Annotated in this window: 18 protein-coding genes; 10 read left to right on the top strand and 8 right to left on the bottom strand. The window is 69.5% G+C overall.

What is annotated here, in order from left to right; translation table 11 throughout:
* Window positions 1-4: 4 nt before the first annotated feature.
* On the top strand, window positions 5-1,498 hold the full coding sequence (locus OID54_RS10405; RefSeq protein WP_329017237.1) for a purine-cytosine permease family protein: 1,494 nt from the start codon (window positions 5-7) through the stop codon (window positions 1,496-1,498).
* A 5-nt stretch (window positions 1,499-1,503) separates the two neighbouring features.
* A complete protein-coding gene (locus OID54_RS10410; RefSeq protein ID WP_329017240.1) occupies window positions 1,504-2,301 on the top strand; it encodes an MBL fold metallo-hydrolase in 798 nt (265 codons plus the stop codon).
* 7 nt (window positions 2,302-2,308) lie between these two features.
* Here OID54_RS10410 and OID54_RS10415 read toward each other — a convergent pair whose 3' ends face one another.
* Both OID54_RS10415 and OID54_RS10420 read right to left on the bottom strand, forming a co-directional pair.
* The gene (locus OID54_RS10415) at window positions 2,309-5,374 is read right to left on the bottom strand and encodes an endo-alpha-N-acetylgalactosaminidase family protein (protein WP_329017243.1); all 3,066 of its coding nucleotides are present in this window, start codon (window positions 5,372-5,374) and stop codon (window positions 2,309-2,311) included.
* A 243-nt stretch (window positions 5,375-5,617) separates the two neighbouring features.
* Window positions 5,618-6,385, bottom strand: a complete 768-nt coding sequence (locus tag OID54_RS10420; protein ID WP_329017246.1) for a S1 family peptidase — start codon at window positions 6,383-6,385, stop codon at window positions 5,618-5,620.
* 243 nt (window positions 6,386-6,628) lie between these two features.
* Here OID54_RS10420 and OID54_RS10425 point away from each other — a divergent pair, with 243 nt between their 5' ends.
* Window positions 6,629-7,525: a hypothetical protein gene (locus OID54_RS10425; RefSeq protein ID WP_329027387.1), complete on the top strand. Its 897-nt coding sequence runs from the start codon at window positions 6,629-6,631 to the stop codon at window positions 7,523-7,525.
* 22 nt (window positions 7,526-7,547) lie between these two features.
* Entirely contained in the window at window positions 7,548-8,312 is a 765-nt protein-coding gene (locus OID54_RS10430) for an ankyrin repeat domain-containing protein (RefSeq protein ID WP_329017249.1), read from the top strand.
* 21 nt (window positions 8,313-8,333) lie between these two features.
* Here OID54_RS10430 and OID54_RS10435 read toward each other — a convergent pair whose 3' ends face one another.
* Complete coding sequence (locus OID54_RS10435) at window positions 8,334-8,744, bottom strand: hypothetical protein (RefSeq protein ID WP_329017252.1); 411 nt, start codon at window positions 8,742-8,744, stop codon at window positions 8,334-8,336.
* A 78-nt stretch (window positions 8,745-8,822) separates the two neighbouring features.
* On the opposite strand from OID54_RS10435, the gene OID54_RS10440 reads away from it, so the two are divergent.
* Window positions 8,823-9,683, top strand: a complete 861-nt coding sequence (locus tag OID54_RS10440; protein ID WP_329017257.1) for an SCO6745 family protein — start codon at window positions 8,823-8,825, stop codon at window positions 9,681-9,683.
* 131 nt (window positions 9,684-9,814) lie between these two features.
* Here the strand turns inward: OID54_RS10440 and OID54_RS10445 are convergent, their stop codons facing one another.
* Window positions 9,815-10,306, bottom strand: a complete 492-nt coding sequence (locus OID54_RS10445; RefSeq protein ID WP_329017260.1) for a pyridoxamine 5'-phosphate oxidase family protein — start codon at window positions 10,304-10,306, stop codon at window positions 9,815-9,817.
* Window positions 10,307-10,382: 76 nt separating this feature from the next.
* Between OID54_RS10445 and OID54_RS10450 the strand changes: the two genes are divergently transcribed.
* A complete protein-coding gene (locus OID54_RS10450; protein WP_329017263.1) occupies window positions 10,383-10,751 on the top strand; it encodes a hypothetical protein in 369 nt (122 codons plus the stop codon).
* 107 nt (window positions 10,752-10,858) lie between these two features.
* Here OID54_RS10450 and OID54_RS10455 read toward each other — a convergent pair whose 3' ends face one another.
* Window positions 10,859-11,602 (bottom strand): VWA domain-containing protein, encoded by a 744-nt coding sequence (locus OID54_RS10455; protein ID WP_329017265.1) that lies wholly within the window; start codon window positions 11,600-11,602, stop codon window positions 10,859-10,861.
* Window positions 11,603-11,751: 149 nt separating this feature from the next.
* Between OID54_RS10455 and OID54_RS10460 the strand changes: the two genes are divergently transcribed.
* Window positions 11,752-13,251 carry an MFS transporter gene (locus OID54_RS10460; protein WP_329017268.1) on the top strand — a complete coding sequence of 500 codons (1,500 nt, stop codon included), beginning with the start codon at window positions 11,752-11,754 and terminating at the stop codon, window positions 13,249-13,251.
* 161 nt (window positions 13,252-13,412) lie between these two features.
* Here OID54_RS10460 and OID54_RS10465 read toward each other — a convergent pair whose 3' ends face one another.
* The 3 genes from OID54_RS10465 to OID54_RS10475 form a co-directional block, all read right to left on the bottom strand.
* Complete coding sequence (locus tag OID54_RS10465) at window positions 13,413-14,873, bottom strand: glutamate synthase subunit beta (RefSeq protein ID WP_329017271.1); 1,461 nt, start codon at window positions 14,871-14,873, stop codon at window positions 13,413-13,415.
* Window positions 14,866-19,431 (bottom strand): glutamate synthase large subunit, encoded by a 4,566-nt coding sequence (gene gltB, locus OID54_RS10470; protein WP_329017275.1) that lies wholly within the window; start codon window positions 19,429-19,431, stop codon window positions 14,866-14,868. Before gltB ends, OID54_RS10465 begins: the two co-directional genes overlap by 8 nt.
* A 467-nt stretch (window positions 19,432-19,898) precedes the next feature.
* Complete coding sequence (locus OID54_RS10475) at window positions 19,899-20,627, bottom strand: VIT1/CCC1 transporter family protein (protein ID WP_329017278.1); 729 nt, start codon at window positions 20,625-20,627, stop codon at window positions 19,899-19,901.
* A gap of 239 nt (window positions 20,628-20,866) precedes the next feature.
* Here OID54_RS10475 and OID54_RS10480 point away from each other — a divergent pair, with 239 nt between their 5' ends.
* From OID54_RS10480 to OID54_RS10490, 3 genes are read left to right on the top strand one after another with little or no spacing between them, the layout of a single operon-like run.
* Complete coding sequence (locus OID54_RS10480; RefSeq protein WP_443055558.1) at window positions 20,867-21,940, top strand: ADP-ribosylglycohydrolase family protein; 1,074 nt, start codon at window positions 20,867-20,869, stop codon at window positions 21,938-21,940.
* The gene (locus OID54_RS10485) at window positions 21,937-23,142 is read left to right on the top strand and encodes an ADP-ribosylglycohydrolase family protein (RefSeq protein ID WP_329017281.1); all 1,206 of its coding nucleotides are present in this window, start codon (window positions 21,937-21,939) and stop codon (window positions 23,140-23,142) included. The genes OID54_RS10480 and OID54_RS10485 overlap by 4 nt, the downstream gene beginning before the upstream one ends.
* Window positions 23,093-24,274 (top strand): ADP-ribosylglycohydrolase family protein, encoded by a 1,182-nt coding sequence (locus tag OID54_RS10490; RefSeq protein WP_329017283.1) that lies wholly within the window; start codon window positions 23,093-23,095, stop codon window positions 24,272-24,274. Before OID54_RS10485 ends, OID54_RS10490 begins: the two co-directional genes overlap by 50 nt.
* Window positions 24,275-24,339: the final 65 nt, after the last annotated feature.

A 24,339-nucleotide genomic window follows, 5' to 3' on the forward strand; every position in this document is an offset into this window, starting at 1 on the left:
TCCCATGTCCATAGCCGAGCAGACCGACCCGGAGAGAACGAGCGCCAGCGCGTTCGGAAGGATCGAAAGCCGCGGCATCGACCGCATCCCCGACGACGAACGCCACGGCCACCCCCGCGAGTTGATCCGCATCTGGGCCTTCGCCAGCGTCAACTACCTGTACATCATCCTCGGCGGCCTGCTGATCGTCTTCGGACTGACCGTGTGGCAGGGCCTCGCCGTGGTCGTCGTGGGCAATCTGTTCTGGGCGGCCATCGGCCTGCTCGCGACCAGCGGCCCGGTGTCCGGGACGCCCAGCGGGGTCATCACCCGAGCCATGTTCGGGACCCTGGGCAACCGCGTCATCGTCGGGCTGTTCAGCTGGCCCAGCTTCATCGCGTACGGCGCCATCAACCTCTCGGTCGGAGGGCTCGCCGCCTTCGCCTTCACCGAGCAGGTGGGCATGGCCGCCCAGCGGCCCGTACAGATCGTGATCGTGCTGCTGATCGCCGCCCTCACCCTGACGATCAGCGTCTACGGGTACGGCACCATCCTCAAGGTGAGCGGCGCGATCACCACCGCACTCGCGCTGTGCATGGCGGTCCTCGCGGGCTATGTCCTCACCGAAGCCGACTGGAACTACGCCCCCGATCCGGAGTCCGCGCTGTCCGGCGGTGCACTCTGGGCCGTGATCACCGCCGGCATCGCGCTCACCGCCTCCTCGCCCCTGTCATGGGCCATCAGCCCCGACTACGCCCGCTATCTGCCCGCGGACACCTCCCGCAAGGCCGTCGCCACCTGGACCGCGCTCGGCGGATTCATCCCGGCCGTCCTGCTCGGGTCGGTGGGCGTGCTGGCCGGCAGCGTCGTCGACATGGCCGACGCCCAGAAGTCGCTGGCCACGATCCTGCCGGGCTGGTTCTATCCGGTCTTCCTGCTGGTGATCGTCATCGGCTCGATCACCAACAACGTGATCACTCTCTACAGTTCGGGTCTCTGTCTCCAGTCGGTCGGGCTGCGGCTGCCCCGCATGGCCACCGTCCTGCTGTGCGGTCTGCTCGGTACCGCGATCGCCTGCTACGCGCTGTTCATCTCCGACTTCACCGACGCCCTGAGCAACATCCTCGAACTGTCCGTCGCCTTCGCCGGTCCATGGATCGCGATCATCGCCTCCGACCTGCTGATGCGGCACAACCGCTATGACGGTGTGGAGTTGCACGACGAGTCCCCACAAGGGCCGTACTGGTTCTCCGGCGGTACCAACTGGGCGGGCTGTACGGCGCTGGTGGCCGGCACCACCGTCGGGGCCCTGTGCATGAACACCACGCTGTTCACCGGGCCCATCGCCTCGGCCCTCGGTGGCGCCGACCTCACCTTCGTCTTCGGGCCGATCGTCGCCGCCTCCCTCTACCTCGTACTGGTCAAGACCCTCTACCCCGCGCAGTACGCCGTCGCCCGCAACCGGACCGTCCCCCTGGACCGCGCGGTCACGACAAGCACCACCGGCAAGGAGAACTGACCCGTATGTCCGCCCCCACCGCGCTGCCTGTCGCCGACCGCTGGTACACCGTCACCCCTGTCGACGAGTCGCTGACACTGATCCAAGAGCCCCATGTGGACCCGCTGCTCAGCGCCAACACCTGGCATCTGCGCGGCACCCGCCACGATCTGCTCATCGACGCCGGACTCGGGGTCGCCTCCCTGCGGGACGCACTGCCGGACCTCTTCGGCGAGCGCGAGCCGGTCGTCGTCCTCACCCACGCCCATCTCGACCACATGGGCTCGGCCCATGAGTTCGCCGAGTGCTGGGCCCACCCGGCCGAGCCGGTCGACACACCCGGCCGCGGCTCCCTCCTCGCCCGCGTACTGAACGACACCCTCGGCGGCGATCCCGACGCAGCCGCGAAACTCCCTCCGGTGCTGATCAACGCCCTGCCCACCGCGGACTACGACCCACTCGCCTATCGACTGCGTCCGGTCTCGATCACCCGGCAGTTGGAGGAGGGCGACACCATCGATCTGGGCGACCGACAGTTGCGCGTACTCCATCTGCCCGGTCACACACCCGGAAGCATCGGTCTGTACGACGAGGGCCGGCGCATCCTCTTCTCCGGCGACGTCCTCTACGACGACGAACTCCTCGACACGCTGGAGGGCTCCGACATCGGCCAGTACATCGCGACCATGAGGAGACTGCGCCGGCTCGACGTCGACCTTGTCCACGCCGGTCACGGGGCGAGCTTCGGGGCCGAGCGGATGCGCGAGATCATCGACGCGTATCTGCTGTTCCGCGGTGGACAGGCGCCCCCGGAGGCGCAGTGAGCGCCGTCTAGACCTCCCGTACCTCGAAGGCGTCCAGGACGAACTCCGATCCCCAGGCGCCTCCGATCTTCCGCAGCCCCACCCATGCCTCGCCCTCGTCGGGTGCGGTGAACTCATGGCTCCACAGGGTGGGTTCGGTGGCCACCGGGAGCGGGGCGCGGTCGAGTTCGCGGGTGTCGACGCCGGTGATCCAGGCGTACTCCCCCGCCTTCTCGTTCTCGTACCGGAACTCCACCCGGTAGTGCTTGCCCGGCTCGAAGCGCACCAGGTGCTGGACCGTGCGGTAGACCAGGCCCTCGTTCTCCCCGCGGGACTTCAGGGACTCGGTGCCGTCGATGACGTCGTCGATCGCCTTGCCGTTCCAGCCCCGCTGGGTGAAGGGGGCGTGGCGTTGGGCGATGTGGGTGCGTGGGTCGGTGGCGCCGCCCGCGTCGCCCTTGACGAAGACGCCCCAGCCCTGGGGCACATTCTCGAAGTCCTCGTACGCCACCGTGCCCGGTTTGCGGGTGGGGCGGGCGGCGACGATGCGGACGTTGTCGAAGCGGACGCGGGCGGCACCGGCAGCAGCGCGCAGGGTGAGGGTGATGGGGCCGCCGCCCTCGGGGACCGTGAAGTGGGTGAACATCCGCTGGAACCGCGTGCCGTGCTTGCGGTCCGCCGCCACGTAGTTGACGGCCGTGGAAATGTCGGTCCAGTTCTCGGCCCGCACCCCGTCGGACGTACGCACCTCCAGGCTGGCGCGGCGACGGTCGCCGGCGGTCGCACCGATCTCGACCTGCACCGAGGCCGCGTAGCTGCCGGGCTTCAGCCGGGTCAGACGCTGGCTGACGGTCGCTGCTGCACCGGCCGCGATCACCAGTTCGTAGTCCCCGATCGCGCTCAGGGCGACCGAAGCAGGGCCGGTGGTCCGCCAACCGTCGAGGGTCCCCGAGGTGAACCCGGGGTCGTGGAGGGGGGTCGCCTGGCCCCAGTCGGGATCGGGCTGCGCGGGCAGTCGGGTGCGGTGGACGACGTACGGCTGTCCCGGCTCGGCGTCGATGGTGATCCGGCCGCCACTGCGCACGCGTAGGTCCTCGATGTGCTCGCGGCCCTGGTCGGTGAGGCGGTAGAGCGCCACGCGGGAGCGGCGCTGCCAGCCGCGGGGTAGACGCCATTCGCTGGTGCCGCCCGCGGGGTTGTAGTGGTAGAGCTTGGTGGGGTCGGTGGCCCGGCGCGGCTCCCAGGGGAGAAGATACGTTCCGCCGCTGTAGACCAGACGGCCGTCCGTGGTGATCTTGCGCATGCCGTCAGCGTCGGAGACCGAGGTGGGGCCGAAGAAGGTGATCTCGTGGTCGTCCCACCGCTTGATGGGGTGCGCCTGGAGGTACTTCGCGGGCAGGGAGTGGGTCCAGATCAGCTCGTAGAAGGCGGGCCAGTCGATCTTGCCGACCCAGCCTTCGAAGTTGCTGGTGCGGGGAATGCCCAGCAGGGTGGGCCACTTGTCGGCGAAGACATCCTTCTGGTGGTTGCGGATGAAGCGGATCAGTCGAGAGTTGATGCCGCGGGAGGTGTCGGGGCCGTAGTCGATCTCGGTCGCCCAGTGCGCCCACAGCGCCGAGCGTTCCAGGCCGTGGCCCCACTCGGTGGTGATCTGCCAACCCTGGTCGCGCAGGGCGCGCTGGAGTCGGTCGGAGGTCCAGCCGGATTCGCGGAAGACATCGATGTACAGCATGTTCAACGCGGGGTGGGTTTCGGCGCGCAGGGCGGCGAAGCGCCGGACGATGTCACCGCTGACCAGGTCGCGCCGCTGGTCGATGCGGTACGACTGGTCCAGCCAGTCCCACTGTTCGTCGGTCTTGTCGACGAGCGTCTCGGAGAAGGCGTTGGCGACCGGATAGGACTCGGTGGCGTTCACGTGCACACCGAAGTCGCTGTTCCACTTCTGCCCCTCGCGCAGCAGGGTGTTGAGGTCGGTGAGTCCACCCGCGCGCTGGTTGTGGTTGCCGGCGTAGTCGGGGTGGGCGGAGTCGTGGCCCTCCGACTGGTAGCCCTTGAGGAGGGTGTACTGCCGCAGCCCGTCCGTCGCCAGGGAGATGCGTTTCACCTGGTCGAGGGTGGCGAGGAAGGGGTTGGTCGCCTGGGAGGCGAAGTTGAAGGGGATGTGGGGCACCACGCGCAGATGCTGTTCGTCGGCACCGAGCGGGGTGACCATGATGTCCCGGAAGGCGATCGCGGCGTCCTGCCAGTCGACGATGCCGTCGCCGCCGCGGTCACGGGTGATGACGACGGTGGCGTACGGAAGGGGTTCGGTGGCGTCGGCGGGTGCGGTGGCCGCGCGATGGGTCCACTGGCCGGGGACGAGTTGGGCTTTCACATAGCCGTCGCGGACCAGTGTCTGGCGCCAGAGCCGGCCGTTCTCCCAGGTGGTGCCGGCCGCGCTGGTGGGCTTGTCCCAGACGGTGTTGGTCTCGATGGCACCGCCGAGCCGGTCATGGGCGACGACGGCGTACGCGCAGCCGGTGGCCCGGCTCTCCGCGGGGGTCTGGGGTGTGAGCCGGACGAGGGTGTCTGCGCTGGCGGCCTTGTCGAGGTGGATGCGGGCGGCGTGGAGAACGGCGCCGGGCTGGTCGCTGCGGACGGAGAGCAGTGCGAGGTCCGGTATCTGCAGGGTGCCCACGGGCAGTGCGCCGCTGTCCTCGATGCGGGTGACGCGCCAGTGGACCTGCCAGCCGTCGACACGGATCTCCACGTCGATCTCGGTGGGGCCGAAGCCGAGGGTGTAGGAGACGCGGTCGCGGCGGGCGCGGGCGGTGACCCGCTCCGGGGTGCGGGCCACCGAGTCGATCAGTACGGAGGTGATCGGGTCTTCCTGGCCGTACAGCCGGGCGCCGGACTCACGGTGGGTGTACGCCAGGATGCGCGGGAAGCCGCTGTCCACGGTGACGTCGAGTTCGGCGGAGCGCAGAACAGTTTCAGCGGGTCCGGTCGGGGAGGCGGACGCGGTGCCCGAGGTGCCGAGGGCCGCGCCGGCTCCGGCGAGGGCGGTGGCGGCCACCACGGTTCTACGACTGGGCCCGCGATCTTCTGCGTACACGCTCGTCCTCCTCGTCACGGTGATGCGGTTCAGGTCAATCTGGCCGTGACGAACGGGCGTGGCCCATGGACAAAGCGGGGGCAGGTGTTGGACTTAACCACACCAGCCCCCGCCGTCCCGGAGCTAACGTTCTGGAGCGAAGTGGAACCTTCTTGCCGAGAGAAGGCCCCTGGCCCGCGGCTGACGAATCCCGCCTGGTGCGCCCTGCCCACCGGGCGGATGGCACGGTTCGTCAGTTGCGACCTAGAGGGTTGCCGCGGCCGACTTGATCGTGGCGGCGAAGTGGGAGACCTCGGTGTAGACGCCGGGATAGTTGGGCCGTGCGCAGCCCTGGCCCCAGCTGACTATGCCGACCTGCACCCAGGCGTTGGCGTTGTCGCGGCGGAACATGGGGCCGCCGGAGTCACCCTGGCAGGTGTCGGTGCCGCCCGAGGTGTATCCGGCGCAGATCTCCTCGCGGGCGACCAGGCTCGGGTAGGAGCGCTGGCAGTTGGCGTCGGAGACGAACGGGACCTGGGCCTTGAGCTGGTAGCGCTGCTGCGGACCGCCTTCACGGGCCGCGCCCCAGCCGGCGATGGTGAAGGTGCCGGTGTTGTACGTGGCGGTCTCGGCGAGCTTGAGGGTGGGCAGGTTGATCGGCTGGGCCAGCTTGACCAGGGCCCAGTCCTTGCCCGTGCCGTTGTAGCCGGGCGCCTGGAGGACCTTGGTGGAGCGGACCTTGATCGCGCTGGTGCTCTGGAGGTCGACGACGCCCGCGGTGGCGGTGATGGTGGTGTTGGGTCCGGAGCCGTTCACACAGTGGGCGGCGGTCAGCACGACCTGCGGGCTGATCAGGGATCCGCCACAGCCCATGGAGAGCCGCACCATGAAGGGGAATTCACCCTGGGCGGCGCGGGTGCCGCCGACGACGGGTGGGGCGGCGGCGGATGCGGTGCTGGGCTGGAGGCTGACGGCGGCGAGGAGGACGGCGCCGGTCGCAGCGCATCTCTTGAGGGTACGCAGAAGCTTCAACGGTCTGCCCTTCGTGGGGGGTTGAGAAATTGCGCTCCCATCGGGCGATGACCGCACACCTCACTGTTGGACCTGTGCTGTCATGAGCCCGACAAGCGGTGATCCGGATTATGAGCAGTCGATCAGCGGTGCCACAAGGAGCAATTTTCAGCCATGTCAGCAAAGTGCTTCGGGGGTGAGTCTTCGTACAGTTGATCCATGGAGGGGACGCCTCGGGGGCGCGGATCAGGAGCGGAACATCTGATGGCGAAGGGCAATGAAGTCGTCCACGGCTTCCCCCATCTCGACACCGTGCGGCGAGCGATCACCGCACTCCACCGACGGCTCGCACCCGATGGGCTGCTCGCCTATGCATCGAGCGTCCTCGCCGCCGACGTGGCCTTCTCGGATGACGACGATCTGCATCTGGGAGCCCAGACCGTCGCCCAAGCGCTGGTCAACCACCTGCGACTACCGGACGCCCGGATGGTGGTGAGCTTTCGGGAGATGCCTCACGCGGCGACGGTGGAACTGACCGCGGGACCGGAGTACTTCATCGAACTCAACGACCGCTTCCGCCGACACCGGCGGGACGTCGGCGCCGCCCTGGCACATGAGATCACCCATGTCTGGCTGCACCGACTGGATCTGTCGTTCCCCGACACCCACGACAACGAGATCCTCACCGACACCGTGACGACCTACCTGGGCGCCGGCTGGCTGCTGCTCGACGCTTTCCGCGAGGACCGGGTTTCCAGCCAGAAACTGGGCTATCTGACACCCGAGGAGTTCGGCTATGTCATTGCCAAACGTGCGCTTTTCCTTCACGAAGACCCAGCAACGTGGTTCACCAGCCCACAGGGGTACACCGCGTACACGAAGGGGCGCGCACAGGCCCTGCGCGAGGCCCGACAGCCACCGCTGACCACCTCGGGCTGGACCGCGAGACACCGCTACGCCAAGGACCGCCGCCAGGCGCTGGAGCACCCGGAGCGGGACCGGGCGAACGGCCAGCATCCCTATGCCTTCGAGCCGGGACCGCAGGGACCGCGGGTCTCCTTCCCCTGCCCCACCTGCCAGCAGCGCATCCGCCTCCCCGTCCGCGGACACACCCGGGCCCGCTGCGGCCTGTGCCGCTCGATTCTCGAATGCGACACCTGAGCGATCCTCGTAGGCTCCGCCCATGACACACCAAGTGACAGCAGGGACCGACGCGTTGTTCACGGCTATCCTTCGGGGTGAAGAGGACGCCGTCGTCGCGCTGCTGAGCAGCGGCGTGAGTGCGGAGACGACCGACGAGGACGACCAGACCGCATTGCACCTGGCGGCCGTCCAGGATCAGCCGGGGATCGTACGTCGACTCCTGGCCGCCGGCGCCGACCCCAACCGGGGCAGTGGGCCGCAGGCGGGAGAACTACCGTTGTGCGGGGCCGCGACCTGGGGCCATGCCGAGACGGTACGAGCCCTCCTGGAAGCCGGGGCGCGGCCCGACAGCCGTGAGGAGTTCGGGGGGACTGCCCTGCTGAGCGCGGTGGAGGGCGGACACGCGGCCACCGCCGATGTGCTGCTGGCCTTCGGCGCCGATTCCGAACTCGCCACAGAAGAGGGGACATCGCCCTTGGTCGTGTCGGTGCGCCGAGGTTCACCCGCCGCGGTACGGGTGCTGCTGGAGCACGGGGTGAGTGAGCCCGGCCAGCGGGTGGCGCTGGCCGAGGCCCGTCTGTGGCTGGACCGCGATGTGGCCGAGGACCTGCACACCGAACTGGTCCTCGCTCATGGCGAGGGCCACCGTGCCGTGACCCGTCGGGAGACGGGCCAGGGCGGAGTCGAGACGGTGGTGGTGGAGTTGCTGCGGGACGATGAGCCCTTCGCCGGTAGGGAGCGGGAGACCGGACACCGGAACATCGCGGCGTTGCTGGAAGAAGCACTGGGCGAGCGCACAGGATGAGGGAAGGGCGCGGGGACCGGACTATGCGCTCTCGACTTCATCGACGGCAGCACGGGACGGCAGCGCAAGGCACGCCAGCGCCGTCAACCTGACGATGAACGCACCCCACACCATTGGGAGAACTCCGTCGATCGCCAGGGACAGGTCCATCGTGTCCGCGACCCAGGACACCAACAGCCAGATCAGGAAGTCCTGGACGAGTCCTATCGTCGCGAGCAGGAGGACTCTCAGGGGAGGTGCGGTCCTGATGTTCTCGGGCCATACGCTGACCAGTTGGTTGAAGATCACGAACAGCGCGAAGGGGATCACCAACGCGGCGAAGGAGAAGCCTCCGGGCATGGAGATCCCCGGGAGCACTAGGACGGAAACGGACACACCTGCGAGAAGTCCCAACACTCTTCTTTGCTTTTGTTCTTCTCTGTGTCTGCTCATGGTTCAGATGATCGCACCAGGTCAGTCGTATTCGGACAAGAGGTACTAACACCCGACGAGTGGCGGCACAATGCCCTCATGGCCACTACCGTGAGCACCAAGACCGTCACGTCCCGTGATCTCTGGCTCCTCTTCGAACCGATCCACTCCGTCACGTACTTCACTCCGGAAGGCACCTCCGTGTTCGAGGAGGCCGGGCTACGCGGCTTCTGGCGCGGCTACTTCGCCGGCCGGTCGGCACCACTGGGCACCGTGGGCGCCGGAGCGGCGACGGGGGCGTTCTGCTCGTACGCGCCCACGATGGTCGCGGAAGCGCTGCCCTCCGTCTGGGCCCAGATCACCCCGTCCGAGGCGCTCGACGTACGGCGCGAAGGCGCGCGGGCCGCCCTGGCCCGCCTCCTCGCGGGCCAGGAGGAACGGACCGAGCAGGCAGCCGAGTTGCTGTCCGAGGTCGCAGCCGCCCCCGACTGCGCGGGCCGCACCCTCGCCGCGGCGAACGCAGCGCTCCCCTGGCCGAAGGACCCGCTCGACCGCCTGTGGCACGCGGCGACCGTCCTGCGCGAACACCGCGGTGACGGGTACGTGGCCGCACAGACCGCGGCCGACCTCGACGGCTGCGAGATCCTGCTGCTGCGCACGGGCATCGACCTGCCGCGCAGTGAGCTCCAGCCCTACCGCGGCTGGAGCGACACCGAGTGGGAAGAGGCGGGGCAACGCCTCAAAGACCGGGGGCTGCTGGCCCCGGACGGCCGGGCCACCGAGGACGGTCGGCGTCTGCACGCGGCGATCGAGGACACCACCGACCGGGTGTCCACCCGACCGTGGGCCGGCGCCGATCTGCATCTGATCGCCGAGACTCTGACCCCACTCGCGGACGCGGTCGCCAAGGTACTGCGCTTCCCGAACCCGGTGGGACTCCCGGACCGGCCAGGGCGATAGCGCCGTACCGTACAGAGCCGGGCGGGCCCGCCCGCCCGGCATCCAGAGACCGTGATCCACACAGCGCTCCCGCCCCTTCCCCGGTGTGCCGCCCGAGCGGTCGGGGTCCTCTGCGCCAGGAGCGCGCCGGTTCAACGGCGGCGACGCACCGTCAACTCCTCGCCCGGCCGCCAGGACCGCAGCACCATCTCGTCACCCTCCACCGAGGTCCGCACCACATCCGCGAGTTCCACCCGGAAGAGATGGAACGGCAGCGGATGCTCGATCGCCTCGGCGAACCGGGCCAGCTCCTCGGGGTCGGTGATCTCCACCGCCCGTCCGGACAGCTTGACGTCTCCCCCGTCCATCGAGTCGTCCGTGCCCGGATTGGCGTGCAGAGCCAGCCGTGGGTCTCGGACGAGGTCCCGGGCCTTGAGCGAGTCGGGCATCATCCCCAGCCAGAGCTGTCCCTCACGGAAGATCACTTCAAGCCCCGTCACCCTCGGCGATCCGTCCTTGCGCAGGGTGGCGAGGACATGGTGGCGGTGGCGTGCGAAGCGCGCCTGCACGGTCTGGGCGAAGTCGGGTTCGGCGTGCTGGAAGTCGGCCCAGGAGGAGCCGACCGCGGGGGTTTGTGCAGTCATGACTTCACCTCACCATGGAATCCCGACATCTTCTGTCCGGTTTTACCGGTGTCGGTGAAACACCCCTCGATGAATCGTGCTGTCCTGGAAGGTGGGGCGTACCGCCCGGGCGGCGGTGGGGAGGACGCTCACCCCCGACCCCGATCAGGAGGTTGTGATGGCGATCCTGATGCACGCCACCATGCCCGGTGTCACCACCGAGCAGTACGACACGCTCAACAAGGAACTCCAGGCACTGCCAGGCGACACCTTCGCCGGCTGCCTCACCCATGTGTGCGTGGCCACCTCGACCGGTATCGAGGTCTATGACCTCTGGGAGTCCAAGGAGGCCATGGAGAAGTTCTTCACGGTGATGATGCCGGTCACGGAACGGCTCGGCTGGAGCGCTCCCGAGCAGGAGCCGACCCAGTACGAGGTCTACAACCACTGGGTTGCGGGGAAGTGATCACCGACCACCGACATCTCGTGACCCCTCCCCCAGCAGTCGTGCCCGACCAGCGCTGAGCAGCCCCTCAGCGGCGAAGGGGCACACGACCGGGTGGACGTGCGCGCTCAGCCGACGATGCCCTGCGCCCGCGCCGCGGCCAGCCAGCGCGGGAACTCGCCCACGAGCCGGTCGTACAACTCGCCGTCCGGCACCTGGCGGGGGTCGAGACCCGCGTGGAAGTAACCGGCGTTGTCCACGGGCCGCTTGTCCGGCACCGCCAGTTCATCGAGCTTGCGCAGGAAGTCGAACTGGGTGCTGCGCGTGTTGCCGAAGCCCACGAACTGCCAGAACAGCGGAAGCTTCGCCGCCTTGCAGACGTACCGCTCGGCCGCGAGCTTGTTGATCGGGCCGCCGTCCGTCTGGAAGACCACCAGGGCGGGTGCGGTCGACCCGCTGTCGATGTAGTGGTCGATCACCGCGTCCATCGCCAGGTGGTAGCTCGTCTTCCCCATGTGTCCGAGGCCGGCGACTATCTGGGCGACCCGCCCGCGGTGGTTGTCCAGGGCGATGTCAGTCACCGCGTCGACATCGGTGGAGAAGAAGACCACCGGGACGATGCCGTCGTCATCGAGGTTGGCGGAGAGCCCGAGCACCCGGTCGGCGAGTGCCTGGACGCTGCCGTCCCGGTAGTAGTCCTTCATCGAGCCGGAGTAGTCCAACACCAGGTAGACGGCGACGCGATGGCCGTCGAGACGGTGCTTGCGCAGGGAGACCCCGGCCGACTTGTAGAGGCTGACCAGAGCGGGCGCCCGCTGCTCGACCTTCTGAAGACTGATCGCCGGTCCCCCGGCAGTGCGCAGTACGGCCATGGCGCTGCTCCCCCTTCGTCCGCCGCCCCCGGCAGACGTCCCCATAGATCGACAGTGCACCCGAGATTACGTCATACGTACGACATCGGACCGGTGGCCGACCGCAATGGGGTTGACCTCAAGCAAAGTTGAGGTTCAACGATGGGTGCATGACCCCACCACGGCCGTCCCGCCCCCTGCTGACCCTGCTCGTCGTCCTCTTCGGCTATCTCTCCCTGCCGATGGGGATGACGGGAACCTCCGTCGCCCTGCCTGAGATCGGCCGGGACCTCGACGCCTCCGGCGCGGCCCTCCAGTGGGTGGTCACCGGATACATGCTGGCCGCCTCGTCCACGATGCTGGTGGCCGGCTCGCTCGGCGATCTCTTCGGCCGCCGGAGGGTGTACGCGCTCGGAGCCCTCCTCTACGCAGCCGGAATCCTCGGCTCCGCCGCCGCGCCCGATGTGCTGGTGCTCGATGTGGCCCGCACCATCGCGGGCGTCGGCGGAGCCGCGGTGATGGCCGGTGGGGGCGCGATCATCGCCACCGTCTTCGAAGGCCCCGCCCGGGCACGGGCGTTCGCCGCCGTGGGCACCACCGCGGGCGTGGGTCTGGCGACCGGTCCGACGCTGTCGGGATGGCTGGTCGGAGGGCTCGGCTGGCGCTCGTCCTTCCTGGTCTTCGGTGTCGCAGGCGCGCTGATCCTGCTCGCCGGTCGACTGATACCGGAGTCACGGGCGGCCGTGCGGCCCCGCGTCGACCGGCCGGGAGTGGCGAGCTTCGTCGCCGGCCTGGCGCTGCTGATGTTCGCCGTCACCCAGGGCTCGCAGTCGGGTTGGACCAGTGCGGCAGTCCTCATCCCACTGCTGGGGGGCCTGGCGCTCCTCGCGGTCTTCGTGGCCGTCGAACGCCGCAGCGACCACCCCGTCCTGGATCTGAGTCTGGTGCGCGACCGTGCGTTCTCCGGATGGCTGGTCGGGGCGGTGTTCATCACCGCGGGCTCGGTCGGAGTGCTGGTCTTCCTGCCCACCTACCTCCAGGGCACGGGCGGGCTCTCCGCCCAGGGCGCAGGGCTGGTCCTGCTGATGGCGACCGCTCCGGTCTTCGTCTTCCCCGCTGTGGGCGGGCGGCTCGTCGCCCGTGGACTGCCCGCGCGGCATCTGATCCTCGGGGCCCTGCTGCTCACGGCCGCGGGCAACCTCTGGCTCGCACTCGCCCTCGCCCCGGACGCGGGGCTCACCCGGCTGGCCGCTCCCCTGCTGCTGATCGGCACGGGCAACGGGCTGGCACTCGGACAGATCGAGGTCCAGGCGCTCGGGGCAGTCGCCCCGGAACGGGTGGGCATGGCTTCGGGGCTGCTCGGCACGGCCCGCGGTGGGGCGGGCGCCCTGGTCATGGCGGGCTTCGGATCCCTGCTGGTGACCCTGGTGGATGCCCGGACCGGTGATCGCGGACTCACGGCCGGGGTGACGGCGGGGCAGCGCCCGGAGTTGGCGGGCGAGTTCACCGACGCCTGGCAGTTGGTGGTGACGGGGATCGCGCTGGTCCTCGCCCTGGCGGCCGTCCTGGTCCACCGGCTGTTGCGCCCGGGCGCGACCCGAGCGGATGGGCCGCAGTCGTCGGTGTCACAGGAGCGCGAACCGGATCCCGAGCCCGTGCCGAGCACCTGACCGCTCGGGCCCGTGTCGTACGGGAGGGGGACCGCGCGAAAAAAGCGATGCGACGCCTGCCCAGGTCCGGTCGGGGACGGGGCAGGCGCCGCGCTAGTTCCGCACGCCGTTGTACGGGACGATCTTGGGCCGGGGCCGGTTTCGGGCCCCGGTGCGACGGGTCAGACGGTCAGTGCCCGGTCCGTCGGGCGAACCGGTGCGGGCAGCTCGCTCGCCCCGGTCAGGAAGCGGTCCACTCCACGGGCGGCGGAGCGGCCCTCTGCGATGGCCCACACGATCAGCGACTGACCGCGTCCGGCGTCACCTGCAACGTACACGCCTTCGACATTGGTCGCGTAATCGGCGTCCCGCACGATGTTGCCACGGCCGTCGAGATCGAGACCGAACTGCTGGACCAGACCGTTCTCCTGGTCCGTGCCCGTGAAGCCCATCGCGAGCGTGACCAACTGGGCCGGAATGCTGCGCTCGGTGCCGGGCTTCTGCTCCAGCTTGCCGTCCTTGAACTCCACCTCGATGAGATGCAGCGCCTGGACATTGCCGTCCTCGTCGCCCTCGAAGTGGGTCGTGGAGACGGCGTACACCCGCTCGCCACCCTCCTGGTGCGCGGAGGTGACCTTGTAGAGCATGGGGAAGGTGGGCCAGGGCTGGCCGGCGCTGCGCTCCTCACCCGGACGGGGCATGATCTCCAACTGGGTCACGGACGCGGCACCCTGCCGGTGGGCCGTACCCACACAGTCGGCACCCGTGTCACCGCCACCGATGACGACGACGTGCTTGCCCGCCGCGGTGATCGGCGGGGCGATGAAGTCGCCCTCCTGCACCTTGTTGGCGAGCGGCAGGTACTCCATCGCGAAGTGGATGCCGCGCAGCTCACGGCCGGGCACGGGCAGATCGCGGGAGACGGTCGCACCGGCGGCGACGACCACCGCGTCATAGCGGCGGCGCAGTTGGGCCGCTTCGATGTCCTGGCCGATCTCGACCTCGGTACGGAACTTGGTGCCCTCCGCGCGCATCTGCTCGATGCGTCGGTTGATGTGCACCTTCTCCATCTTGAACTCGGGGATGCCGTACCGCAGCAGTCCGCCGATCCGGTCGGCGCGCTCGTAGACGACGACGGTGTGACCGGCCCTGGTCAGTTGCTGCGCCGCGGCCAGTCCGGCCGGACCGGAGCCGATGACGGCAACCGTCTTGCCCGAGAGCCGCTCCGGCGGCTGCGGGGTCACGTCACCGGAGTCCCACGCCTTGTCGATGATGGAGACTTCGACGTTCTTGATGGTGACGGCCGGCTGGTTGATGCCGAGGACGCACGACGACTCACAGGGCGCCGGACACAGCCGCCCGGTGAACTCCGGGAAGTTGTTGGTGGCGTGCAGCCGCTCGCTGGCGGCGGCCCAGTCCTCGCGGTACGCGTAGTCGTTCCACTCGGGGATCAGGTTCCCGAGCGGACAGCCGTTGTGGCAGAACGGGATGCCGCAGTCCATGCAGCGGCCGGCCTGCTTGCTGATGATCGGCAGCAGGGAGCCGGGAACGTAGACCTCGTTCCAGTCCTTGAGACGCTCGCCCACGGGGCGGGACTTGGCGACTTCGCGCCCGGTGGTCAGGAAGCCCTTGGGGTCAGCCATTGATCGCCGCCTCCATCATCTTCTCAGTGGTCTCCTGCTCGGAGAGACCGGCGAGCTCAGCGGCGTCCTTGGCGGCGAGCACTGCCTTGTACGTGGTTGGAATGATCTTGCTGAATCGTTCGACGTTCACCGACCAGTCGGCCAGCAGCTTCGCTGCGACGGTGGAGCCGGTCTCCTCCTGGTGCCGGCGCACGACATCGTGCAGCCACTGCCTGTCGGTGTCGGAGAGGGGCTCGATCGCGGCCAGGTTGCCCGCGTTCACATTGTCCCGGTCGAGGTCGATCAGATAGGCGACGCCACCGGACATGCCGGCCGCGAAGTTGCGTCCGGTCTCGCCGAGGACGACCGCGTGGCCACCGGTCATGTACTCACAGCCGTGGTCGCCCACGCCCTCCGAGACCACGGTGGCACCGGAGTTGCGGACGCAGAACCGCTCGCCCGTGCGTCCGCGCAGGAAGATCTCGCCGCCGGTCGCGCCGTACGCGATGGTGTTGCCGGCGATGGTGGAGAACTCCGCCAGGTGGTCGGCGCCGCGATCGGGCCGGACGATGACCCGGCCGCCGGACAGGCCCTTGCCGACGTAGTCGTTGGCGTCGCCCTCCAGCCGCAGGGTGACACCGCGCGGTACGAAGGCGCCGAAGGACTGGCCGGCGGAGCCCGTGAAGGTGATGTCGATGGTGTCGTCGGGCAGTCCGGCACCGCCGAACGCCTTGGTCACCTCGTAGCCGAGCATCGTGCCCACGGTGCGGTTGATGTTGCGGATGGCCACCTGGGCGCGCACCGGCTGGGCGGCCTCGGGGCTCTCCGCCTTCAGGGCGTCGATGGCGAGCTTGATCAGCTCGTTGTCGAGCGCCTTCGACAGTCCGTGGTCCTGCTCAATCAGGGCGTGGCGCACCGCGCCCTCGGCGAGTACCGGCACATGGAACAGCGGCGCCAGATCGAGGCCCTCGGCCTTGAAGTGGTTGACGGCACGCTCGGTCTCCAAGAGCTCGGCGTGACCGACGGCCTCCTCGACCGAGCGGAAGCCCAGTTCGGCGAGGAGTTCACGGACCTCTTCGGCGATGAACTCGAAGTAGTTGACGACGTACTCGGCCTTGCCGGAGAAGCGTTCGCGCAGTACCGGGTTCTGGGTGGCGATGCCGACCGGGCAGGTGTCCAGGTGGCAGACGCGCATCATGACGCAGCCCGAGACGACGAGCGGCGCGGTGGCGAAGCAGTACTCCTCGGCCCCGAGCAGCGCGGCGATGACGACGTCACGGCCGGTCTTGAGCTGACCGTCGGTCTGGACGACGATCCGGTCCCGCAGTCCGTTGAGCAGCAGGGTCTGCTGGGTCTCGGCCAACCCCAGCTCCCAGGGGCCGCCCGCGTGCTTGAGCGAGGTCAGCGGGGATGCTCCCGTACCGCCGTCGTGTCCGGAGATCAAGACCACGTCGGCGTGGGCCTTGGAGACGCCGGCGGCGACCGTTCCGACACCGACCTCGGAGACGAGCTTGACGTGGATGCGGGCCCGCGGGTTGGCGTTCTTGAGGTCGTGGATCAGCTGGGCGAGATCCTCGATGGAGTAGATGTCGTGGTGCGGGGGCGGGGAGATCAGGCCCACGCCGGGGGTGGAGTGCCGGGTCTTGGCGACCCAGGGGTAGACCTTGTGGCCGGGTAGCTGGCCGCCCTCGCCGGGCTTGGCTCCCTGCGCCATCTTGATCTGGATGTCGTCGGCGTTGACCAGGTACTCGCTGGTGACACCGAAGCGGCCGGAGGCGACCTGCTTGATGCTGGAGCGCCGAACCGGGTCGTACAGACGGTCCGGGTCCTCGCCGCCCTCACCGGTGTTCGACTTGCCGCCGAGTCGGTTCATGGCGATGGCGAGGGTCTCGTGGGCCTCGCGCGAGATGGAGCCGTAGGACATGGCGCCGGTGGAGAACCGCTTGACGATCTCGCTGACCGGCTCGACCTCGTCCAGCGGGATGGACTCGCGCCCGCTCTTGAAACCGAAGAGCCCGCGCAGGGTCATCAGCCGCTCGGACTGCTCGTTCACCCGGTCCGTGTACTGCTTGAAGATGTCGTAGCGGCGGTTGCGGGTGGCGTGCTGGAGGCGGAAGACCGTCTCCGGGTCGAACAGGTGCGGCTCGCCCTCGCGCCGCCACTGATACTCGCCGCCGATGTCCAGCGCACGGTGTGCCGGGGCGATGCCGGAGGTGGGGTACGCCTTGGTGTGCCGGGCCGCGACCTCGCCGGCGACGATGTCGAGTCCCGCGCCGCCGATCTTGGTGGCGGTGCCGTTGAAGTACTTCTCGACGAACGCCGAGTCCAGGCCGATGGCCTCGAAGACCTGGGCGCCCCGGTAGGAGGCGACGGTCGAGATGCCCATCTTGGACATGACCTTGAGGACGCCCTTGCCGAGCGCGTAGATCAGGTTGCGGATGGCCTGCTCGGGCTCGATGCCCTCGATGAAGGTGCCCGCGCGGACCAGGTCCTCGACCGTCTCCATGGCGAGGTAGGGGTTCACCGCTGCGGCGCCGAAGCCGATCAGCAGGGCGACGTGGTGCACCTCGCGGACGTCGCCCGCCTCCACCAGCAGGCCCACCTGGGTGCGCTGCTTGGTGCGGATGAGGTGGTGGTGGACCGCGGAGGTCAGCAGCAGCGAGGGGATCGGGGCGTGTTCGGCGTCCGAGTGGCGGTCGGAGAGCACGATCAGCCGGACGCCGGACTCGATGGCGGCGTCGACCTCGACACAGATGGCGTCGATGCGGGCGGCGAGCGCCTCACCGCCCCCGCTGACGCGGTAGAGGCCAGAGAGCGTGGCCGCCTTCATCCCGGGCAGGTTGCCGTCGGCGTTGATGTGGATGAGCTTGGCCAGCTCATCGTTGTCGAGCACCGGGAAGGGCAGGGTGACACTGCGGCAGGAGGCCGCGGTGGGCTCCAGGATGTTGCCCGCAGGGCCAAGCGACGAGTGCAGCGAGGTGACGAGCTCCTCGCGGATCGCGTCCAGCGGGGGGTTGGTGACCTGCGCGAACAGCTGGGTGAAGTAGTCGAACAGCAGCCGGGGGCGCGCGGAGAGCGCGGCGATCGGGGAGTCGGTTCCCATGGAGCCGAGGGGCTCTCCAGCCGTCCTCGCCATCGGCGCGAGGATGATGCGGAGCTCCTCCTCCGTGTAACCGAAGGTCTGCTGGCGGCGGGTCACCGAGGCGTGGGTGTGGACGATGTGCTCGCGCTCGGGCAGATCGCTGAGCTCGATGGTGCCGGCGTCCAGCCACTCCGCGTAGGGCTGCTCCGCGGCGAGCGTGGACTTGATCTCGTCGTCCTCGATGATGCGGTGTTCCGCGGTGTCGACGAGGAACATCTTGCCGGGCTGGAGGCGACCCTTGCGGATGACCTTCGCCGGGTCGATGTCGAGGACGCCGACCTCGGATGAGAGCACGACCAGACCGTCGTCGGTGACCCAGTAGCGACCGGGGCGCAGACCGTTTCGGTCGAGGACCGCGCCGACCTGGACACCATCGGTGAAGGTCACGCAGGCCGGGCCGTCCCAGGGCTCCATCATCGTGGAGTGGTACTGGTAGAAGGCGCGCCGGGCCGGGTCCATCGAGTCGTGGTTCTCCCACGCCTCGGGGACCATCATCAAGACGGAGTGGGGCAGGGAGCGTCCGCCGAGGTGGAGGAGTTCCAGCACCTCGTCGAAGGAGGCGGAGTCGGAGGCGTCCGGGGTGCAGACCGGGAAGATCCGCTCCAGCTGCTGGGCGTCGCCGCCGAAGAGGTCGGAGGCGAGCTGGGACTCGCGGGCCCGCATCCAGTTGCGGTTGCCCTTGACGGTGTTGATCTCACCGTTGTGGGCGACGAAGCGGTACGGGTGCGCCAGCGGCCAGCTCGGGAAGGTGTTGGTCGAGAACCGCGAGTGGACCAGGGCCACCGCGGTGGCGATCCGTCGGTCGGAGAGGTCCGGGAAGAAGGGCTCCAGCTGGCCGGTGGTCAGCATGCCCTTGTAGACGATCGTGCGGGCGGAGAGTGAGGGGAAGTAGACCCCGGCCTCGCGCTCGGAGCGCTTGCGCAGCACGAATGCCTTGCGGTCCAGGGCGATGCCCTGGCTGGCACCGTCACCGACGAAGATCTGTCGGAAGACGGGCATGGTGGCGCGGGCGGTGGCGCCGAGCAGCTCGGGGGCCACGGGGACCTCGCGCCAGCCGAGGACGGTGAGTCCTTCCTCCGTGGCGATGGTCTCGATCCGTGAGACGGCGTCGTCGGTCCCCTGCTCCGGCAGGAAGGCGATTCCGACGGCGTACGCCCCGGCCTCGGGCAGTTCGCATCCGCTGACCTCGCGCAGGAACGCGTCCGGAACCTGGAGCAGGATGCCTGCGCCGTCTCCCGAGTCGGGCTCGGAGCCGGTGGCACCGCGGTGCTCAAGGTTGCGGAGTACGGTCAGCGCCTGTTCCACCAGCTCATGGCTGGCCACACCGGTCAGGGTGGCCACAAACCCGACACCACAGGCGTCGTGTTCGTTACGAGGGTCGTACATCCCCTGAGCAGCGGGGCGACCGTCCATGGGCGACCAGGCGTCGGAACGCATCGGCTCTCCCGTCGTCGTCGTGGCATGTTCAGTGCCGAGGGACGACGTTGGCCCTCTGCGAAATTTCGTGCAGGTTACATGATGGAGTGATTCTCGGAAAGTGGATTCTTCATTCCAACATGCGGACACCCTGGGGGGTGCGGTGAGGTCGCCTTCGGTCAGATCGAGGCCCTGGTGCGGAGCGGGCTTCTTTGCCAGCAGCGCCTACGGCTCATGCCCTGTGATGACGGAATCGAAACCGCCGGGTTACATGACTGTTTTTGCGGCGCCATGCATAGTGTCTCACTCTCGCCGGAATCCGGCTCGGGGACGTCCGTCACACTCGCGTGGCCTGCGAAGACCCACAGTCACCGCGCCTGCCGCGCCGGGGCAGCGCGGCAGGCGCACACGGGGCGCGTCATCTGCGGAGACTGTACGAATTACGGCGGCGCCCGGGCCTCGCCAGGGAGTGCCTTCGAAGACCCGACCTAGAGGGCCGCACCGAGCAGGGATCCGAGTCCATAGGTGATCGCCGCCGCCGCTGCGCCCAGCACCAGCTGCCGCAGTCCGCTGTACCACCAGCTGCGCGCCGTCACCCGGGCCACCAGCGCGCCACAGGCGAAGAGACCCACCAGCGCCAGCAGCACCGCGGGCCAGAGCTCCGCCGCTCCCAGCAGATAGGGCAGGACGGGCAGCAGCGCACCCAGCGCGAACGCGCCGAAGGACGAGACTGCGGCCACCAGCGGTGACGGCAGATCGTCCGGATCGATGCCCAGCTCCTCGCGGGCATGGATCTCCAGGGCCTGCTCGGGGTCCCGGGAGAGCTGGAGGGCCACCTCACGGGCGAGTGCGGGCTCCACACCGCGGGAGACGTAGAGCCCGGCGAGCTCCTCCATCTCGTCGACGGGATGCTTGCGCAGCTCCTTGCGCTCCACTTCCAACTCCGCCTGGACCAGCTCTCGCTGGGAGGCGACCGAGGTGTACTCTCCGGCCGCCATCGAGAACGCGCCCGCGGCGAGCCCTGCGAGGCCGGTGATGACGATGGTCTGCTGGGCGACCGCGCCGCCCGCGACTCCGGTCATCAGCGCCAGGTTGGAGACGAGTCCGTCCATCGCGCCGAAGACCGCGGGACGCAGCCAGCCACCGTTGACATCGCGGTGGGAGTGGTTGTCCCGGTGCGCCTCGTGCAGCGGCGCCGCGGTTTCCATGATGGACACGCTTTCCCCTCTTCCTGCCGTGTTCCTGTGTTCCCGGCTGCGGATCAATCGATCTCGCCACCTGTCGAACAACTCGAAAATACGCGCGAAGTAAGGGGCGCGCTAGGAAGGCAGGCCGTACTTACCTCCCCGACGCTGGAGAATATTTGGGGTGACAAGAGGCGATTGTCTGACTCGTGTTGCCCGCCTCGGGGCACAGATGGTCGCAACCTGACTCGCGCGTGAAAGGGGCCCGCCCCATGGAGTTGGCCGTCTGCCACCCCACAGACCCTCTCGGGAGCAGGCATCGGCGCCCCTCGGCGCCACCCGCCCCCGTGCCGTACTCGATGCTCAGGGATCGCGCGTGCGGCGCCCTCCTCGGACTGGCCGTGGGCGATGCTCTCGGCGCCCCGGCGGAGAATCTGCGCCCCTCGGAGATCCGTAGGCGCTGGGGGCGCATCGAAGGCTTCGTCAGCGACGATCCGGCCGGCACGGACGACACCGAGTACGCGATCTTCTCTGGGCTGCTCCTGGCCCGGCACGGCTCCGCGCTCACCGTGGCCCATGTGGAGAAGGCGTGGCACCACTGGATCGCCGATCTGGACGAGGGCCCGTTCCGCGGCGCGGGATTCAGCGAGCGCGGCACCCTGGAGAACCTACGGCGCGGTCTGGCCGCGCCCATCTCGGCCCAGCACCGGCACGCCTGGAGCGACGGACTGGCGATGCGGGCGGCCCCTTTCGGGGTGTTCGCCGCGGGGCGTCCGCTCGAAGCGGCCAGGCTGGTCGCCATCGACGGCACGGTCAGCCATGACGGGGAGGGCATCTACGGAGGCCAAGCGGTGGCGGCGGGGGTGGCAGCCGCCATGGCCGGCGCCGGTCCGGCCGGGGTGATCGGCGCGGCGCTCTCGGTGATCCCCCTCGACTCCTGGACCTCCCGCTCGCTGCGCCGCGGTGTGGTGGCGGCCCAACGGGTGTACGAGGACACCCTGACCATGGAACGCGCCGTGCGCTCCTCGGTGGTGATCGGCGGCTACCCCTGGACGGACCTGGCCCCGGAGGCGGTGGGGCTGGCGTTCGGCGCATTCGCCGCGGCCCGGGGGGACTTCCGCACCTCCGTGCTCACGGCGGTCAACATGGGGCGCGACGCGGATACGACGGCGGCGGTCGCGGGTGCGCTGGCGGGCGCGGTCTTCGGCGCGTCGGCGATCCCCGTCGAGTGGTCATCGGCGATCGGCCCGGTGCGGGGCAGTTGCCTTCCCTCGATGAGGGGACAGCACATCCTGGACATCGCGGATCTGCTGATGCCCGACGACGATCCGCAGGTCGCCTCGTGAGGAACGGCGGCGCGGGCCGGGACGGGGCCCCGGCGCCCCGGGCCATCGAGGGTCTGCTGCTCGGGCTCGCCGCCGGGGACGCGGCGGGCTGGCCCGCCGCCCGCCACCGGGCCGCCCGGATGCCCGAGTGGACCCGACGGCTCACCCGTGAACTCGACACCTTCGCCGAGCAGAACGCCACCACCACCCTGCCCGTGCCCATCGCGCTCAACCAACCGCCCGAGCCGCTGCGGCTCGGCCCGTCCGACGACGCCGAGTGGGCCGCCTTCACCGCGGAGACCCTTCTCACCGCGGCCGGCCCGCTGTTCGCGTCCCTACCGCCCGCCCGACGGATGAGGGCCGCGGTCGACCTCGCCTGGAACTCCCTCGCCGCCGCGATCGCCGCCGCCGCCGAGCGGGCGCCCGAGGTCGAATCGGCGGTTCTGCCCCTGCGGGCACGGATCTCGGTACGGGCGGGACTCGGGAACCTGGCCACCGGACTGCGCCCGCCAGCCACCGGTCATGACAACCCCCACTACTTCGACGACGCGGCCTGTGTACGGGCGGTGGTCCTGGCCGTCGCCCACCCCGGGGACCCGAGTTCGGCGGCGACGCTCGCCGAGTTCGACGCGCGCTACACCCAGGACGGGGACGGAGTGCACGGCGCACGGGCGATGGCCGCGGCGATCGCGGCAGCGCTCGGCGGCGCCCGGGTCGACGAGGCGGTGGACGCGGCGCTCGCCCAACTCCCCGACAGCACCGAGATCGGCCGCAACGCCCAGCACGCGGTCAAACTCGCCCGGGACGCGGACGCCGCCTTCGACCTCGTCCCCCTGTTGGAACATCAGATCGTCGACCACGTCTACAGCTATGGAATCGCCGCCGCCGAGACCGTGCCGGTGGCGCTCGCCGTCGCCACCGCCGCCCGCGGCCGGGTCGCCGAGGCAGTGCCGGCAGCGGCCTGCCTCTCCCGGGTCGCGGACTCGGCGCCCGCCCTCGCCGGGGCACTGACCGGCGCACTCGGCGGTGGGGACGCCATCCCCGGCAGTTGGCGAGACGCCTGCCGCACCCTCGCGGGGTGTGCGCTTCCGCGTCTCGCGGGAACCGATCTCGTCGAACTCGCCGAGTTGCTCGCACACACGGAACTGACCGCCCCGGGTGGACAATTCCGGCATGACGCTGAAATCCGAGAGGTTCACGCTCGCGACCCCCACCCTCGATGACCGGATCACCGGCAGTCTGATCGGCGCAGCCGTCGGCGATGCGCTGGGTGGCCCGGTGGAGGGGTACTCACCCGAGCAGATCGCCGAACGGCACGGCGGCAGGATCCACGGCATCGTCGGCCCCTGGCACGGCGAACGCTGGCGCACCGCCCGCCCCCTCGCCCCGTACCACAAGGGCGACGGCCACATCACCGACGACACCCTGATGACGCACGCCCTGATCCGGGTGTACGCCCGGGTACGTGACCACCTGGACGCCTACGCGATCGCCGACCACCTGGTGCCGGACCTGATCTCCACCCCCCGGTGGATCCCCGAACTCGAAGCAGCCGCCCTGCCCCTCCAGCGCATCTTCCTCGCCGAGAAGTGGCTGGTGACACGGCTCCACTACGGTCACCACGACCCGCGCGAGGCCGGCTACGGAAACATCGTCAACTGCGGTGCGGCGATGTACATGGCCCCTGTCGGGCTCGTCAACGCGGGCCACCCCGAGGCCGCTTACGCCGAGGCCCTGGACATCGCGGGCGCGCACCAGTCCTCGTACGGGCGCGAGGCGGCCGGAGTCTTCGCCGCCGCGGTCGCCGCCGCCTGTCGCCCCGGAGCGACACCCACCTCCGTACTGGAGGCGACACTGCTGCTGGCGAAGGACGGGACCCGGTCGGCCATCGAAGCGGTGGCCGACGTCGCCAGCGGCTACACGGACTTCGAATCGGCGCTGTCCCCGCTCAGGGCCGCGGTCGCCCCCTTCGACACCGTCGGATCCGACTACCGCGCACCGTCCCTGGCCGCCCGCAGGGCCTCCCGGCTCCATGCGATCGAAGAACTCCCGGTGGCACTGGGCATGCTGATCGTCGGGGCGGGCGACTACCGCCACACGGTGCTGGGCGCCGTGAACTACGGCCGGGACTGCGACTCCATCGCCACCATGGCCGGGGCGATCGCAGGGGCGCTCCAGGGCGAGTCGGCCATCCCCTACGACTGGGCGAAGCGGGTCGCCGAGGCCAGCCGGCTCGATCTGCACGCCCCGGCGCTCGAACTCGCCGCGGTGGCCCGTGAGGTCTTCGCCCGGGACCGTGAGCGCAGACGCGCCCATGAATCCGCGTTTGCCCTGCTCACCGCGGAAGCACGATGAAGGCCCCGGCACCACTGCACGCCCCTGCCCCCGGTTCCAGCGCAGCACCGCCGACCCACGACCCG

Source organism: Streptomyces sp. NBC_00690, assembly GCF_036226685.1.
Lineage (GTDB): Bacteria > Actinomycetota > Actinomycetes > Streptomycetales > Streptomycetaceae > Streptomyces.